At 62.2% G+C, this 15140-nt stretch carries 15 protein-coding genes; 5 read left to right on the top strand and 10 right to left on the bottom strand.

The features are described 5' to 3' along the window. Positions 1 to 29 precede the first annotated feature (29 nt). The gene (locus KHO30_RS31700) at positions 30 to 1154 is read left to right on the top strand and encodes an FUSC family protein (protein ID WP_200619796.1); all 1125 of its coding nucleotides are present in this window, start codon (positions 30 to 32) and stop codon (positions 1152 to 1154) included. Between the two features lie 42 nt (positions 1155 to 1196). On the opposite strand, the gene KHO30_RS31695 is transcribed toward KHO30_RS31700, so the two are convergent. From KHO30_RS31695 to KHO30_RS31675, 5 genes are all read right to left on the bottom strand, one after another. Further along, on the bottom strand, positions 1197 to 1622 hold the full coding sequence (locus KHO30_RS31695; RefSeq protein WP_211703283.1) for a VOC family protein: 426 nt from the start codon (positions 1620 to 1622) through the stop codon (positions 1197 to 1199). 281 nt (positions 1623 to 1903) lie between these two features. Beyond that, a complete protein-coding gene (tal, locus tag KHO30_RS31690) occupies positions 1904 to 2857 on the bottom strand; it encodes a transaldolase (protein ID WP_093639383.1) in 954 nt (317 codons plus the stop codon). 247 nt (positions 2858 to 3104) lie between these two features. Beyond that, positions 3105 to 4325, bottom strand: coding sequence for a benzoate/H(+) symporter BenE family transporter (locus tag KHO30_RS31685; protein WP_211703281.1), 1221 nt, complete (start codon positions 4323 to 4325; stop codon positions 3105 to 3107). 44 nt (positions 4326 to 4369) lie between these two features. Then, positions 4370 to 5545 carry a vWA domain-containing protein gene (locus KHO30_RS31680; protein ID WP_211703279.1) on the bottom strand — a complete coding sequence of 392 codons (1176 nt, stop codon included), beginning with the start codon at positions 5543 to 5545 and terminating at the stop codon, positions 4370 to 4372. A gap of 86 nt (positions 5546 to 5631) precedes the next feature. Further along, entirely contained in the window at positions 5632 to 6474 is an 843-nt protein-coding gene (locus KHO30_RS31675; protein ID WP_093639389.1) for an AAA family ATPase, read from the bottom strand. A gap of 408 nt (positions 6475 to 6882) precedes the next feature. Between KHO30_RS31675 and KHO30_RS31670 the strand changes: the two genes are divergently transcribed. Next, positions 6883 to 7251 (top strand): c-type cytochrome, encoded by a 369-nt coding sequence (locus KHO30_RS31670; protein WP_007175710.1) that lies wholly within the window; start codon positions 6883 to 6885, stop codon positions 7249 to 7251. Between the two features lie 59 nt (positions 7252 to 7310). Then, positions 7311 to 7694, top strand: coding sequence for a c-type cytochrome (locus tag KHO30_RS31665; protein ID WP_093639391.1), 384 nt, complete (start codon positions 7311 to 7313; stop codon positions 7692 to 7694). A 139-nt stretch (positions 7695 to 7833) separates the two neighbouring features. Here the strand turns inward: KHO30_RS31665 and KHO30_RS31660 are convergent, their stop codons facing one another. The 3 genes from KHO30_RS31660 to rsxB all read right to left on the bottom strand — a co-directional run bounded on the left by KHO30_RS31660 (position 7834) and on the right by rsxB (position 9994). Beyond that, positions 7834 to 8268 carry a DUF1841 family protein gene (locus KHO30_RS31660; RefSeq protein ID WP_054035021.1) on the bottom strand — a complete coding sequence of 145 codons (435 nt, stop codon included), beginning with the start codon at positions 8266 to 8268 and terminating at the stop codon, positions 7834 to 7836. Between the two features lie 200 nt (positions 8269 to 8468). Continuing rightward, positions 8469 to 9113: an endonuclease III gene (gene nth, locus KHO30_RS31655; RefSeq protein WP_093639394.1), complete on the bottom strand. Its 645-nt coding sequence runs from the start codon at positions 9111 to 9113 to the stop codon at positions 8469 to 8471. A 20-nt stretch (positions 9114 to 9133) separates the two neighbouring features. Then, entirely contained in the window at positions 9134 to 9994 is an 861-nt protein-coding gene (gene rsxB / locus KHO30_RS31650; protein ID WP_244864180.1) for an electron transport complex subunit RsxB, read from the bottom strand. A 385-nt stretch (positions 9995 to 10379) separates the two neighbouring features. On the opposite strand from rsxB, the gene KHO30_RS31645 reads away from it, so the two are divergent. Further along, a complete protein-coding gene (locus tag KHO30_RS31645; RefSeq protein ID WP_093639400.1) occupies positions 10380 to 11012 on the top strand; it encodes a TetR/AcrR family transcriptional regulator in 633 nt (210 codons plus the stop codon). A 119-nt stretch (positions 11013 to 11131) separates the two neighbouring features. Here KHO30_RS31645 and KHO30_RS31640 read toward each other — a convergent pair whose 3' ends face one another. Both KHO30_RS31640 and KHO30_RS31635 read right to left on the bottom strand, forming a co-directional pair. Beyond that, positions 11132 to 12409 (bottom strand): polyhydroxyalkanoate depolymerase, encoded by a 1278-nt coding sequence (locus KHO30_RS31640; protein ID WP_093639403.1) that lies wholly within the window; start codon positions 12407 to 12409, stop codon positions 11132 to 11134. 179 nt (positions 12410 to 12588) lie between these two features. After that, positions 12589 to 14469, bottom strand: coding sequence for a glycoside hydrolase family 15 protein (locus KHO30_RS31635; protein WP_200619792.1), 1881 nt, complete (start codon positions 14467 to 14469; stop codon positions 12589 to 12591). Positions 14470 to 14698: 229 nt separating this feature from the next. On the opposite strand from KHO30_RS31635, the gene KHO30_RS31630 reads away from it, so the two are divergent. Continuing rightward, positions 14699 to 14944 carry a hypothetical protein gene (locus KHO30_RS31630; RefSeq protein WP_200619791.1) on the top strand — a complete coding sequence of 82 codons (246 nt, stop codon included), beginning with the start codon at positions 14699 to 14701 and terminating at the stop codon, positions 14942 to 14944. Positions 14945 to 15140: the final 196 nt, after the last annotated feature.

Genomic DNA, 15140 nt, shown 5'->3' with positions numbered 1-15140 from the left:
CGTCCTTCAAAGCGTCCGTCGCGCGAGCCATGGCTTCTGCCGATTCCCCCCGCGTCCTTGTCCGCCGCTCGGCCATCAGCCGCATGGTGCGCACGATCACGTCGCCGTACTACCGCTATCGCCACGCAAAGGTGCTGCATAGTCTGCGGGTCGGCGTCGCGATGCTGGTGTCGATTCTCGCAACCACCGGGATCGACATTCCCCACGGCATCTGGTCGTCGGTGACCTTGTTGGTGGTGATCGGCGGCTTGCAGCATCACGGCAACATCCGCAAGAAGGCCGCCGACCGGGCGGCGGGAACGCTGCTCGGCGCGGTGATCGGGCTTCTGCTCATCCTCACGCAGAACCTGACCGGCTCGCTGCCGCTCACCTATGTGCTGATGTCGATCGTCGCGGGGATCTGCGCGTGGTTCGCGATTGGATCGTCGGGGTATATCGGCCTGCTGACGGCAATCACGATGTGCATCGTCGCGGGTCATGGCGACAATCTGATCGACGTCGGTCTATGGCGCACGCTGAACGTGCTGATCGGCATTGTGATCGCGCTGGCGTTTTCGTTCGCGTTGCCGTTGCACGCGACCTATTCGTGGCGCTATGGGATCGCCGACAATCTGCGCGACTGTGCGCGGATCTACACCCGTTTGCTGGAAGGCGAAACGATCAGCGAAGAGGAACAGGTCAAACGCTTCCTCGCGATCAACAAGCGGCTGGTGCAGTTGCGCTCGCTGATGCCTTCGGTGGCAAAGGAGATCGACGTGCCGCAGGCGAAGCTCGAAGAGATCCAGCGCTTGCATCGGTCGGTGCTCAGTTCGCTGGAATTGCTGGCGACCGGCCCGCTGATGCGCGCGGACGCTGCAGCGCGCGCCGCGTATGCGCGGGAGTGCGGCGTCGAGGTGCACGCCGTGCGCGGCATGCTGTTGGCGATCGCGCGCGGGCTGCGTTTTGGCCGCGCGACGCACTTCGGCATTCCGGCTGCAACGCCGCTCACCGAGGTGTGCGGCGGCGCGGCGCTTGACTTGCCACCCGACTTGCAAGGGCCGTATTGGCTCGGGCAGCGGCTTGCCGAACAAGTGGACCGCTTGCGCGCTTTGCTGCTGGAGACTGAGCCGAACTGGAACATCGAACGGCATTCGCGCAGTTTGCTGAAGGTTTAGGGCGCAACGCTCAGGGCCGCGCGCCCCTTCCCGACCTGTCGCTTACGATTCATGCTCTTCCGGCACGCCCACCATCCAGGCGAGACCGAAGCGGTCCACCAGCATCCCGAACCCTTTGCTCCAGAAGGTGGGCTGAAACGGCATCATGACCTGTCCGCCGTCGGCGAGCGCATCGAAGTATTTTTTCGCCGAGGCGTCGTCGTCGGCCGTGAGCGACAGGCTGAAACCGTTCATCGAGCCTGCGTCGGGGTCGCAGTGGCCGTCGGACGCCATCCAGATCGTCGAGCCGAGCTTGATGGCCGCGTGCATGATCTTGTCCTCGATGCCGGGACGTATCCCCGCTTGCGCATCGGGCGGCGCGTCCTTGTAGCGCATCTGGAATGTGATTTCGGCGCCGAGCTTCTCGCAGTAATACCTGAGCGCTTCTTCACAGCGGCCGTTGAAAAATACGTAAGGCTGAACGTACATGATCGTCTCCCGGGATATGGGTCAGCGGCGCCGCGTTCCTTCGGCATATGGCAGCGAGGGAGCAGCGTGTAGACGATTGTAGTCGTCCGCTGGAGTAGCGATTGTGACGTTATTTCGTAAGGCGTCGCGGTGTGGGCAGGTGTCGGACGTGAGCCGGCGGTAAACGGCACGCGGCCCTGAACCGGAAGGTTCAGGGCCGCGTATTTGGACTAGCTGTGCGGGACGATGTGCGCGGCCACATACGCGACCGCGGCCGCGCATTCAAGCCACGAAGGCTGGACTTAACGCAGCGCTTCGATCAACTTTTCCAGCTTGACCGCGTCTGCCGCGAACGCGCGGATGCCTTCAGCGAGCTTTTCGGTCGCCATTGCTTCGTCGTTAACGAGGAAGCGGAACGACGATTCGTCGACCGGCACGCGTTCGATGTCCACGCCCTTGCCCATTTCAGGCGACAGCTTGCGCTCGACCGTTTCGGTGCTCTCCTGCAGCTTTTGCAGCAGATCCGGGCTGATGGTCAGCAGATCGCAGCCAGCCAGTTCCAGAATCTGGCCCGGGGTGCGGAAGCTCGCGCCCATCACCTCGGTCTTGTAGCCGAACTTCTTGTAGTACGCGTAAATGCGGCGCACCGATTTGACGCCCGGATCGTTGGCGCCGCCGTCTTTCGCTTCGTCCCACGCGCTGCCGGCGTTCTTCTTGTACCAGTCGTAGATGCGGCCGACGAACGGCGAGATCAGTTGCGCGCCTGCTTCGGCACAGGCAGCGGCCTGCGCGAGCGAGAACAGCAACGTCATGTTGCAGTGGATGCCTTCCTTTTGCAGCACTTCGGCCGCGCGGATGCCTTCCCACGTGGAGGCTAGCTTGATCAGCACGCGTTCGCGGCCGATGCCGTGGTCTTTGTACAGGGCGATCAGCTCGCGGCCCTTGGCGATCGACGCTTCGGTGTCGAACGACAGGCGTGCATCTACTTCGGTCGACACGCGGCCCGGGATGATCTTGAGAATTTCGGTGCCGAAGGCGATCAGCAACTGGTCGATGATGGCGCCGACCGGCTTCGACGCATGCGCCTTCACGGTCTTTTCGAGCAGCGGCTTGTAGTCGTCTTTCTGGACGGCTTTCAGAATCAGCGAGGGATTGGTGGTCGCGTCCTGTGGCTTGTACTGGGCAAGCTGCTGGAAGTCGCCGGTATCGGCCACGACGGTGGTGTATTGCTTGAGTTGGTCGAGTGCGGTTGTCATGTTCGAGCCTTCATGGCGCGCGTGCGCCGTGGTTCAGGAGAAATGAGATCGCCACCGGACGGAAAAGACAAACCGTTCCGGCGGCCGCGGGTCACGCTGCAGCGTCTGCCCGTCATGTTGCCGGGGAATTTTGACGGAAAGCGCTGCCGGATGCTTCTATTCTATGGCGGATCGTCTGACGCAGTATTGACACTTGCTGCCGGCGATCCGTTCACAGGGATTTTGGGCGCCGATTTCCGCCGACGATTCAGGCGCGCCGGGCGTTCAGCACCAGTTGCGTCAGCACGCCCGCCACCAGCCCCCAGAACGCCGAGCCGATCGACAGCAAGGTGAGGCCGGAAGCCGTCACCATAAACGTCACCAGCGCCGCCTCGCGTTGCTTCAGGTCCTGCATGGCGTTGGCGAGGCCGCTCATGATCGAGCCGAACAGCGCCAGCGCCGCAACGGAGACCACCAGCGCCTTCGGCAAGGCGGCGAACAATGCGGCGATGGTCGCGCCGAAAATCCCGGCAATCAGATAGAAAATACCGCACCAGACTGCCGCGGTGTAACGCTTGTCACGATTTTCGTGCGCTTCGGGGCCGGTACAGATCGCCGCCGTGATCGCCGCAAGATTGATGCCGTGCGAGCCGAAGGGCGCGAGCAGCAGCGAGGCGATGCCGGTTGTCGAAATCAGCGGTGCGGAAGGCGTGGTGTAGCCGTCCGCGCGCAGCACAGCGATGCCCGGCACGTTCTGCGACGCCATCGCGACGACGAAAAGCGGAATGCCGATGCTGATGCCCGCCGCGACCGAAAACACCGGCATCGTGAACACCGGGTGGGCGAGCGCGACGTGAAAGCGGCTGAAGTCGAGCAGCCCGAGCGCGCCGGCGGCGATTGTGCCGACGATCAGCGTCGTCACGATCGCGTAGCGCGGCGCGAGGCGTTTGACGATCAGATAGGTGAAGAACATTGCCAGCACGAGCGCGGTCTGGAACTGTGCGGCGCGGAAAATCTCGATGCCGATCTCGAACAGAATGCCCGCCAGCAAAGCGGAAGCGATGCCTGCCGGGATTTTCTTCATCAGCGTGTCGAACCAGCCGGTCAGGCCGACCACCGTCAGCAACGCCGCGCAGACGATAAACGCGCCGATCGCCTCAGGGTAGGTCACATGCGGCAGCGACGACACCAGCAGCGCCGCGCCGGGCGTCGACCAGGCAATCACGATCGGCGCGCGAAAGCGCAGTGAAAGGCCAATCGTGCAGACGGCCATGCCGATCGACAACGCCCAGATCCACGACGAAATCTGCGCATCGCTGAGATGAGCGGCCTGGCCGGCCTGGAACATCAGCACGAGCGAACTCGTGTAGCCCGTCATCATCGCGACGAAGCCGGCGACGAGGGTGGACAGGGACGTATCGGCAAACGGTTTGAGCGGCCCGGGGTGCACGTCGGCAGGGGACAAATCGGGCGATGAAGACGGACTCATGCAGAAGCTTTCTTATAGTTGGAGAAAAACGTGATCTGATCGGATTACTTGCTCAACATGCGCATCGCCGATTCGAGTCCGGCGAGGGTGAGCGGATACATGCGGTGGCCGAGCACTTCCCGTATCGCGCTGACCGACTGCCGGTACGCCCACAAACCCTCCGGCTCCGGATTGAGCCACGCGTAATGCGGGAAATGATCGGCGAGGCGGCGCAGCCATACGGCGCCGGCTTCGGCGTTGTTGTATTCGACCGAGCCGCCCGGTTGCAGCACTTCATAGGGACTCATGGTCGCGTCGCCGACGAAGATCAGCTTGTAGTCGGGCGTGAACTTGTGCAGCAGGTCCCACGTCGGTATGCGCTCGGCGTGACGGCGGCGATTGTTCTTCCACAGAAAGTCGTACACACAGTTGTGGAAGTAATAGAACTCGAGATGCTTGAATTCGGCCTTGGCGGCGGAAAAGAGCTCTTCGGTGCGCTTGATGTGATCGTCCATCGAGCCGCCCACGTCGAGCAGCATCAGCACTTTGACCTTGTTGTGCCGCTCCGGCACCATCTTCAGATCGAGCCAGCCGGCGTTCGCCGCGGTGCTGCGGATCGTGTCGGGCAGATCGAGCTCTTCTGCCGCGCCTTCGCGGGCGAAACGGCGCAGGCGGCGCAGCGCGACCTTGATGTTGCGTGTGCCGATTTCGACTTGGTCGTCGTAGTCGCGATAGGCGCGTGCTTCCCACACCTTCACCGCCGTGCGTTGACCCGCCGCGTCGCCGCCGATGCGCACACCCTCAGGGTTGTAGCCGCCGTTGCCGAACGGCGAGGTGCCGCCCGTGCCGATCCATTTGTTGCCGCCTTCGTGGCGCTCTTTCTGTTCGTCGAACAGTTCCTTCAGGCGCTCCATCAGCTTGTCGAGGCCGCCCATCGCTTCGATCTGCGCTTTTTCTTCGGGCGACAGATCGCGTTGAAGCTTCTTCTTCAGCCAGTCGAGCGGGACGTCGAAGGCGAGCTCCGAGGCTTGCGCGACGCCGTTGAAATACGCGCCGAAGGCTTGGTCGAACTTGTCGAAATACTGTTCGTCCTTGACCAGCGTGATGCGTGCGAGATAGTAGAACTCGTCGAGCGACGGCACGATCACATTGGCTTTGAGCGCTTCGAGCAGCGTCAGGTATTCCTTCACCGACACCGGCAGTTTGGCGGCGCGCAGCGAGTAGAAGAAGTCGATCAGCATGCTGTGTCCTCGGCGGCGGCGAGTGGGCGGTGCGCCGCGCTCATCAACGGGTATTCGCGATCAGTCAACGATTCGTCAACGGGTAATCAACGGTTGTTGCGGTTCATGAAGATTAGCCGCTCGAACAGGCTCACGTCCTGTTCGTTCTTCAGCAGCGCGCCGTGCAGCGGCGGGATGATCTGCTTCTGGTCGGACGAGCGCAGCGCTTCGGGCGGAATGTCCTCGGCAAGCAGCAGCTTGAGCCAGTCGAGCAGTTCCGACGTGGACGGTTTCTTCTTCAGGCCGGCGACGTTGCGCAACTCGAAGAAACTCTGCATCGCCGCGGCGAGCAGTTCCTTCTTGATGCCGGGGTAGTGCACCTCGACGATCTGCTGCATCGTGACCGGGTCGGGGAATTTGATGTAATGGAAAAAGCAGCGGCGCAGGAACGCGTCGGGCAGTTCCTTCTCGTTGTTCGACGTGATGATCACGAGCGGGCGCTGTTTCGCGCGGATCAGCTCATGGGTCTCGTACACGTAGAACTCCATGCGGTCGAGCTCGCGCAGCAGGTCGTTCGGGAATTCGATGTCGGCCTTGTCGATCTCGTCGATCAGCAGCACCGTTTGCTCTTCCGACTCGAACGCCTGCCACAGCACACCCTTGACGATGTAGTTGCGGATGTCCTTGACGCGCTCGTCACCGAGTTGCGAATCGCGCAGGCGCGATACCGCGTCGTACTCGTACAGGCCTTGCTGAGCCTTGGTAGTGGACTTGATATGCCATTGCAGCAGCGGCATGCCGAGCGCGGCGGCGACCTCTTCCGCGAGCATGGTTTTGCCGGTGCCGGGTTCGCCCTTGATCAGCAACGGGCGCTTCAGCGTCATCGCGGCGTTGACCGCGAGCTTGAGGTCGTCGGTGGCGACGTACTGCGATGAGCCTTCAAAACGCATGGCGAGATGCTCTTTTCTGGGAAAAAACCCAGTATAAGTCAGAAGGCCTGTTGGGCTGAATGAGCCTGGCGTATGGTGTCACCCGCGGTGCTGGACGCTGGTTCAAGTGCTTACGCGGCGTTCGCGAGCAGTCCATTCGCCCGGCGTGCCCGGTGGGCGGGCGCGCCGGGCGTCGTGGGCGCAGCGGGCAGCACGAGGCCATGCGGAGCCGGTGCGGCGGAGCAAAATGGCGCCAGCCGCGGCTTTGCGGCGGCCGGATAGGCCTCTGGCCCCACGCGGTGGACGTTCGGCGCGGCGTCGCGGTACAATTAGCCCGATTTTTTTGGCCTGCGTGGCTACCCATAAGAATAACGGCGCGGGCCGTTGCCTTTTCGGGCGCCCGTTTCCCCTCAAGCCAGGTTACATGCTATGAATAAATTCGTTGGCAAACACGTCGTGATCGCAGCGCTGTCGGTGCTCGCGGGCTATGCGGCCAGTGCGCAGGCAGCGGATGTCGTCGGCAACGCGAAGGCGGGCCAAGGCAAGGTCGCGATGTGTATTGGCTGCCACGGCATCCCTGAATACCGCACGGCTTACCCTGAGGTCTACCGCGTGCCCATGCTCGGCGGCCAGAATCAGGCGTACCTCGAGAATGCCCTGCACGGCTACAAGAAGGGCGACCGCCATTTCGAAACGATGCGCGCGATCACCGCGTCGCTGTCTGATCAAGACATCGCCGACATCGCTGCCTACTACGCAGCGCAAAATTCCTCTTCGAAGAGCAATCCCGACAAGTGATCGGCTTCGGTCATCCAGGCGGTCACTCGGCTATTTATATTCGCGGGATAGGAGAATTCATGAATAAGCCCCAACAGGCACTCCACACGGTGTTCAAGGCTGCATGTGCGTCGGCGGCAGTTATCGGTCTGTTTGCTGCGAACGTCGCGCACGCCGCTGACGCCGGCAACGGCAAGGTGCTGGCTAACACCCACAACTGCGCGGCCTGCCACGGCGTCAACCTGAACAATCCGGTGAGCCCGGAATATCCGAAGCTCGCAGGTCAGCATTCCGACTACGTCTACTGGGCGCTGCGCCAGTACCAGATGGGCAACGGCAATCCGCACCTCGGTCGCAACAACGCGATCATGCAGGCGCAGGTGCAAAGCCTCTCGCCAAGCGACATGAAAGACATCGCGGCCTACATCGAATCGCTGGACGGCGCGCTGGTGCAGAAGAAGTAAGCGCGCAGCGCTGCTTTTGCACGGTTTTCAGATTGAACAACACCCCGCTTCGGCGGGGTGTTGTGCTTTGGGGCTAGGGTTTGTGCGGGGGTGGCGGGTTCGGCTGGCGTGCTAACGGGCGCTGGGTTGCCCGCGTGCCTCAGTCTCGTGTAGCGCGCTGTTCGATGCGCTGCAAATACGCGTCCGTGTCAGGCGGGGTGCCGGTGCGTTGCGCTTCCCAGATGGTTTCGCCGAGGCAATCCATGATCGCGTGCTGCGCTTCGTGGGTCGAGCCGAGCCGGGCGGCAAGCCGCTCGTGCGCCGCGCGGATGCCGGGCGGCTGGTCGATCGACAGCTGTTCGGTGATTGCCAGATGCATCGACAGATGCAGGAACGGGTTGGTCTGGCCGCGTTCGGGCGAGTAATCCTGAGCCTGGGCGGCTTCCGTGCTGGTGAGGTCGGCGTGATATTCCGGATGCTCGACGATCCAGTCGGCGGCGATCGCTTCGAGCGGCGTCAGAATCTCGCCTTGACGCTGCTTGCGCCAGGTGTCGGTGAAAAATTGGCGGACTTCGTCGCGGCTGGGATTGAACATCGTGGGGGCGGTGTGTTGAGTGTGAGGCGGCCTGGAAGGGGGTGATTTTACGCCGAGGCAGGGCGGCTTGCTGGCGGCGCGTTAGTGGACCGAGGTGAAGCGGCGGCCGCCGGCGCACTGAGTGCGCACCGCGTAGGCGCCGGACAAACGCGCTAACGCGATACGGCATCCGTTCGGGCGGCCGCCGAGCGGCACCGCGCTCAAAGATCCGGCGGCGGCGTCTTGGGCCGGAATTCGCAGAGTGGCTCGATCGCGCAGTGCCAGCATTCCGGACGGCGCGCTTTGCATACATAGCGGCCATGCAGAATCAGCCAGTGGTGGGCGTCCTGCTTGAACTCGGCGGGCGTGAATTTCTCCAGCGCCACTTCAACCGCGCGCACGTCTTTGCCAGGTGCGAGGCCTGTTCGATTCGCAACCCGAAAGATATGTGTATCGACAGCGATGGTCGGATGACCGAACGCCGTGTTCAGGATCACGTTCGCCGTTTTTCGGCCCACCCCCGGCAAGCTCTCGAGCGCTTCACGATCTTCCGGTACTTCGCCGCCGTACTGGTCGAGCAGAATGCGGCAGGTTGCGATCACATTCTTCGCTTTGGTCCGATAGAGGCCAATCGTCTTGATGTAGCCGGTCACCCCTTCTTCGCCGAGATCGAAGACCTTCTGCGGTGTGTTCGCGACCGGGAACATCTTGCGCATGGCCTTGTTCACCGACACGTCGGTAGCCTGCGCCGACAGCAGCACGGCAATCAGCAGTTCGAAGGGTGTGGTGTACTCGAGCTCGGTCGTGGGATGCGGATTGAGACTCTGAAGCGTCTCGTAGATGGCGCGGCGTTTGTTCGCGTTCATGCGCAGCGTAGAGTTAGAGGTTAGCGCTTCGTTGGCGGAAATTCAGTGTTACCCGCGGTGTTACCCCCGGAGTTACCCGCGGTGTTGTCCGCAGCGAGTCCGAGACGGCGGCGGCGAGCTTCGGCGGCGTCGATCTGCGCCTGCACGTCGGCGCTAACGCGCTCGGTGTTCTGCGGACCTTGGCCCTTGGCGGCCAACTCTTCTTTCTTCTGGCGTGCACGCTCGAGCGCGGCCTGGATGATGGCGCGTTTCTTCGCTTCGGCGGAGTCCGCTGCGGGTGCGGCGGGCGTTGCCGCAGCACCGGTTTCCATCACCTGAGCAGGCGCGCTGCTGACCGCTCGCCGCGCTGCAGCACGCGCCTCGGCCGCTTCGCGTTCGCGTGCGAGACGGGCTTCACGCCGGTTGTGGCGCTCGCGTGCGGCGTCAGCCTGGCTCTGGCTCCATGCGTCCCAGCCGGTTGCTTCACCGGTGACCGGTGGCATCGCAATGCAGTCGACCGGGCAGGGCGGCACGCACAGGTCACAACCGGTACAGAGTTCGGCGATCACCGTGTGCATCTGTTTCGGTGCACCAACTATTGCATCGACCGGACAAGCCTGCATGCACAGCGTGCAGCCGATGCAAACTTGTTCGTCGATAACCGCCAACGGGCGTGGCCGTTCGACGCCGTTGGCGGAATTGAGCGGGATCACCGGCTTGCCGAGCAGTGCGGCGAGGCGCGCGATGCCTTCGGCGCCACCCGGCGGGCACTGATTGTAGTTAGCCTCGCCATGGGCGACGGCTTCGGCATACGGACGGCATGCGGGATAACCGCACTTCGTGCATTGCGTTTGGGGTAGCAGATCTTCGATGCGATCTGCGAGTGTTCTGGAATCGGTCACGGTCACGACGTTGGGGCTTGCCTCGTGGCCGCACAGTTTGCCGAGCGCGGGTTAGGGAAAACACGCGGCAGACCGGGGCAACACAAAAGCGCTGCGAAAGCGGGCAAACACGCGCCAATATAGGCAAATACAGATACGAATAGAGGCGCGAATTTGTGCAACTAAGGCTGCAACTAAGCGCAAGCGCTGGGCTTGAACTAAATAGCACATTATCGCCGATTTCCCCAATTGCCATCCGCAATCCATGTGCCATAATCGAAGCGCTTTTTCGAAAGACCGCAGAAGGGTGTTCCCCCAACCAGCCCGTTCAGTGCTGTCGGTGCAAGGCCCGAGGAGAGGCCGGCGGCGCGATCCGGATAACGCGGCTCACGAAGACGATGCCACCATGAATCAGCCGAAAATCAAAAGAGATCCTGAAGGCACGCGGCGCCGCATTCTGCTTGCGGCGGCCGAAGAGTTTGCAAATGGAGGGTTGTTCGGCGCACGCGTCGATCAGATCGCCCGCCGCGCGGAAACTAATGAACGCATGCTCTATTACTACTTCGGTAGCAAGGAGCAGCTTTTCACGGCTGTACTCGAGCACGCATTTAGCGCGCTCAATGAAGCGGAGCGAACGCTTGAACTGAACGGTATCGCACCCGTCGAGGCTGTCACGCGTCTCGCGCATTTTGTTTGGGATTACTACCGCGATCATCCCGAGTTGCTGCGTCTCGTCAACAACGAGAATCTGCATGAGGCACGCTACATGCAGAAGTCGACGCGCATCCGCGAAATGATCTCACCGATCGTCGCCACGCTCGGCAGCATTCTGGAGCGGGGTCAACGCGCGGGCTTGTTTCGCACCAATGTCGATCCATTGCGCTTTTACGTGACGCTGTCAGGCATGGGCTACTACATCGTGTCGAACCGCTTCACGCTTGAAGCAACGCTCGGTCGCGATTTCAGCAGTGCGAGTGAGCGCAGCGAAGTCGTCCAGATGAACACCGAGTTGCTGCTGGCGTATCTGTTGCGGAAGTAAGCCGCAACGCGGCCGCGCATCGACGGCATAAGAAGCGGCAAAAAAGCAGCAAAAGAAGCACCAGAAACGACAACGGCCTCTGAAGAAGAGGCCGTTGCTTATCTCTGCGTGCGGGGTGCTCAGGCTTCGACTTTTTCCTTCGCTACCTTCGGCGCCTTGTTGTGCTCGAGGATGAAGTCGCGCAACTGCGGATAGATGATGGTGCGCCAGCGGCGGCCCGAGAAAATGCCGTAGTGGCCGCATTTTTCCGCGGTGAAGTGGCGCTTGTTCTTCTCCGGAATGCCGCTGCACAATCCTTGCGCGGCGAACGTCTGACCGTCGCCGGAGATATCGTCCAGTTCGCCTTCGATCGTGAAGAGCGCGGTCTTCGTGATGTCCTGCGGGCGTACGCGCTCGCCGGCGACGTCCCACGTACCTTCGGCCAGACTGAATTCCTGGAACACGACGCGGATCGTGTCGAGGTAATAGTCCGCGTCCATGTCGAGCACAGCGTTGTACTCGTCGTAGAAGCGGCGATGTGCTTCCGCGTCGTCTTCGTCGCCGCGCAGCAGGCTCTGGTAGAAGTCCCAGTGCGAGGCTGCATGGCGCTCAGGATTCATTGCCACGAAGCCGGTGTGCTGCAGGAAGCCCGGGTAAACCTTGCGGCCCACGCCCGGATAGTTCGGCGGCACCGTGAAGATCACGTTGTTTTCGAACCATTCGTACGAGTGCTGCGTGGCGAGCGAGTTGACCGAGGTCGGGCTCTTACGCGCGTCGATCGGGCCGCCCATCATGGTCATGGTGCGCGGCGTGTCTTCGCCGCGGCTCGCCATCAGCGAAATGGCGGCGAGCACCGGAACGGTAGGCTGGCAGACCGAGATCACATGCAGATTCTTCGCGCCGATGTGGCGGATGAATTCCTGGATGTAGGCGATGTAATCGTCGAGATGAAACTCGCCTTCTTCGAGCGGCACCATGCGTGCATCGATCCAGTCGGTCAGGTAGACCTTGTGGTCTTGCAACAACGTGCGCACGGTATCGCGCAGCAGCGTGGCGTGGTGGCCCGACAACGGTGCGCACACCAGCACGACCGGCTCATCTTTCAATTGGGTAACAGCGTCGCTGTCGTCCGCGAAACGCTTGAAGCGCATCAGGCGGCAAAACGGTTTTTCGATGATCGTTTGTTCGATGATCGGAATGTTATGACCGTCTTTGACAATCTGATGAAGGTTGAACTCAGGCTTTTCGTAATCTTTGCCAAGCCGGTAGAGCAGTTCGTAACCTGCCGAGAGGCGTGTGGCACCGGGCACATAGGCTAGCGGGCTGGCGGGATTCGCGAACGATTTCGACGCGGCCTGGGCCCAGGCGGTGAGGGGGCTCAACATCGCCCGCTGGAATTCGTGCAATTGGTAGAGCATGGGTGCTCCGTTTAAGCGGTTCGCATGGGGCTTGGCAAACACGCGTGTGGCGTTGCGGCAGGCCGTATTGGTTGTAGGCGCATTGATTTTCGGCCAACAGTCTGCTGGATCATACTGAACAAAGCGTACTTGTGCAATGCAGCAATTTGCGCGCGGGCTGCGCGCAAACTGTCATTAAATCATGGTACTGACGATGCTGCCGCGCCGCTATCGGGGGTTGCCGCAGCCTCAAGTTCCTCAGCCAGCGTGCCGATATGGGGCGGCTGCCCGGTGGCCTGAGCCATGGCCTGTTCGTGCTTCATCAGGTTCAAACCGGTGTGCACCAGCGCCACATGGGAAAATGCTTGCGGAAAATTACCGACCAGGCGTTTCGCTGCCGGATCGTACTCTTCCGCCAGCAAACCGACGTCATTGCAGAGGCCGAGCAGCCGTTCGTACATCGCGACGGCTTCGTCGATGCGGCCTTGCAGCGCCAGGTTGTCCACCATCCAGAATGAGCACGCGAGGAAGGTGCCTTCGCCGGGCGGCAGACCGTCGTCGTATTCCGTGGTGCGGTAGCGCATCACGAAGCCGTCGTGCATCAGATCTTTTTCGATCGCGGACACAGTGCCTTTGACGCGCGGATCCGTCGGTGGGAGGAAGCCGACCAGCGGCATCAGTAGCACGCTCGCATCGAGCTGATCGCTGCCATACGATTGGGAGAACGCGTTGAGCGCCGGATTCCACGCCTTCGCGCAGACTTCCGCGTGGATTGTCGCCCGGGTTGCGCGCCATTCATCGAGCGGGCCTTCCAGCTTGAACATTTCGGCGGAGCGGATGGCGCGGTCGTAGGCGACCCACGCCATCACCTTGGAGAAGGTGAAGTGCTGGCGGCCGCCGCGCGTTTCCCAGATGCCTTCGTCCGGCTCTTGCCAGATCGTGTCGAGATGGCTGAGCAACGCGCGCTGCACGTTCCAGGCGGTGTCGTCCGCCTGCAAGCCGCCGACGCGCGCGAGATGCAGTGCGTTCATCACTTCGCCGTAGACATCGAGCTGGCGCTGCCCGACCGCGTTGTTGCCGATCCGCACGGGTTTGGCGTCCTGATAACCCGGCAGCCAGTCGATTTCGAATTCGGGCAGGCGCCGTTCGCCGGCGATCCCGTACATGATCTGCAATTGATCCGGCGCGCCGGCCATCACGCGGCCGAGCCAGCTGCGCCAGGCGCGCGCTTCGTCGTAATAGCCGCCGCGCATCATCGCGAGCAGCGTAATGGTGGCGTCGCGCAGCCAGCAATAGCGGTAGTCCCAGTTGCGCGTACCGCCCAACTGTTCCGGCAGCGACGTGGTGGGCGCGGCGACGATGCCGCCGGTCGGCTCGTACGCCAGCGCCTTCAGCGTAATCAGCGAGCGGCGGATCTGCGCTGCCCATTTGCCTTCGACGGTGCTGCGCGACGACCATTCGAGCCAATGGTTCTCGGTGCGGGCGAGCGACGTGTGCGGATCGCGTCCGGGCGGAATGCGCAGGTGCGAAGCCGCATAGGCCAGTGAAAACGGCACGCGCTCGCCTTCGCTCACGGTGAACTCCGCGACTGTCTTCATGTTCTCGCCGCGCAACTCGACCGGCGTGCGCAGCACAGCGGTGTCCGGGCCGACGATCGCCTTGATGCCGCTGTCGTGCTTCAGGCGATCCACCCACGGAATCGAAAAGCCATAGTCGAAGCGCAGCACCAGTTCCATCTGCATGCGCACCGTGCCGCGTTTGCCGACGACGATCCGCACCATCTCCGACCAGCCGTTGCCCGGAGGCATGAAGTCGATCAGCGTGACCGCGCCTTCGGGCGTTTCGAAATCGGTTTCCAGAACCAGCGTCTCGCCGCGATACCGGCGCGTGATCGTGGGCGGTGTATCGGAGACTGGCGAAATCAGCCAGCGGCCGTTGTCGGGCGTGCCGAGCAGGGCGGCGAAGCACGCGCCGGAGTCGAAGCGCGGCCAGCAGAGCCAGTCAACCGAACCCTCGCGGGAGACAAGCGCGGCCGTGTGGCCGTCGCCGATAAGCGCATAGTCTTCGATGAGTGCGGGCATGGGGGGAGCGTGTCTGTTTTAGGCGAGGCGAAGGCCGCCACGCTGGGGGTCATTGTGTTACCGGACTCGCGCGATGCGTTTTGGTTCAGCGCGCAATGCGGCAAAACGCGAGTTGGTAATTGTCAAATCACTGCCTACAATCAGATTTCAAGCCGATGCCCGGAGCCCTCCGGATCATGCAGCGGCCTTGCCCTGGCGAATGCAGACGCCGTTTTCGAGGATCCAAGCAATGCTGAACCCGTCGAAATCCGATTGCATCACAATTCTCTCCGCCGCCAGCGAACTCGCTGACGATTCGATGTTGCCGCTCGAACATGGCCAGTTGGGCCTGAGCCGCAACGGAATGCTGGCTGCGGCGGCCTTTCTGATCGAACGGGCCTGCTTCCGCCGTCATCAGGAAGGTGACGGCCATTATGCCGTCGGCGGATTGTCGTTGCAGGGGCGTTTGCGGCTGGATCAGCTTTCGAACGGCTGATCGTTTCTCCGTTTCTCTGTTGCGCGGGCTCGCTTCATGCAGGCTGTCCGCTGTTGTCTTGCATCTGGCGCCTGGCGTCCGATGCGAATCAGTCGCGTACGTACCGCTTCGCTGTGCCACGTGTTGCATTGCAGTAGCCGCCATCAGCACGCGTGCCCTATCGCGCACCGGTCCTCCTTTCGTGCGAGACATTGCC

Source organism: Paraburkholderia aspalathi (genome assembly GCF_905220735.1).
GTDB lineage: Bacteria > Pseudomonadota > Gammaproteobacteria > Burkholderiales > Burkholderiaceae > Paraburkholderia > Paraburkholderia aspalathi.
The sequence above is the reverse complement of the archived record's forward strand: the minus strand, read 5'-3'. Positions and strand labels throughout refer to the sequence as shown.